General features: G+C 59.6%; 1 protein-coding gene. It reads right to left on the reverse strand.

What is annotated here, in order from left to right; genetic code table 11:
* The coding region (locus tag ACFO5X_RS18815) for a biotin carboxylase N-terminal domain-containing protein (RefSeq protein WP_380719858.1) at positions 1–444 on the reverse strand (444 nt) is incomplete at its 3' end.
* Positions 445–877: the final 433 nt, after the last annotated feature.

Below are 877 nucleotides of genomic sequence, written 5' to 3' on the forward strand. Positions count from 1 at the left end.
GGCGCGTTCGACGAATGTCGTGGGGTCGTCATCCTCGATCGCCGAGGGGGCGACGGGAAAGCCGCGCTTTTCCACAAAGGCGCGCGCGCGGACCTTGTCGCCCATCAGGTCGATGACCTCGGAGGTCGGGCCGACAAATGTCACACCGGCCTCTTCCAGCGCCGCGACGAAACCGGCATTCTCCGACAGAAAGCCGTAGCCGGGATGCACCGCATCAGCCCCGATCTTTTTTGCGGCCGCAACGATCTGCGGAATATCGAGATAAGCCACTACAGGCGTTGGGCTGTCGACCATCACAACCTCATCCGCGATCAGATGGGCCGGCCCCTCTTGTTCGGCGACGTGGCGCAACACAGCCGTTGCAAGGCCGCGGGCCTTGGCAGTGCGCAACACGCGCGCCGCGATTTCACCCCGATTGGCGACCAGGAGTTTTGAAATAGTCATGGTATTACCCTCTTGTTCGGGTCCGGGGTGTTCAGCCCGTCGCGCGCGGCCAGGTCGGCCGGCACGGGAATAAGGCACGCTCGCGCTCTCTGGTCAGAACGATCACCCGACATGCGCTGTGGCCTTAGGCAGCACGCATGGTGGCCATGATCCCGTCTTTCATCTCTAGGCTGAGAGCATTTCGGTTGTAGGGACGTCGTATTAGCGGTTTCATCGCCGCGTCCCTGCGACCGGACTACGCCTTCACCCATTTTCGAAACGCCCCCGCATTGTTCGTCCACCATGCTTATCAACGTCAGGCCGTGAAAGGCGTGGTTCGATCTATTTTCTAACAGAAGTTTGATTATGGTCAACGCTGCAGACTATTAAAGCGCCCGACCTTTAACCTGAGACATATCCGGCAGCCTTGAAGTAGTTCCAGCATTCGTCTGGC

The sequence above is a fragment of the Seohaeicola nanhaiensis genome (genome assembly GCF_042654245.1).
Classification (GTDB): Bacteria; Pseudomonadota; Alphaproteobacteria; order Rhodobacterales; family Rhodobacteraceae; genus Seohaeicola_A; species Seohaeicola_A nanhaiensis.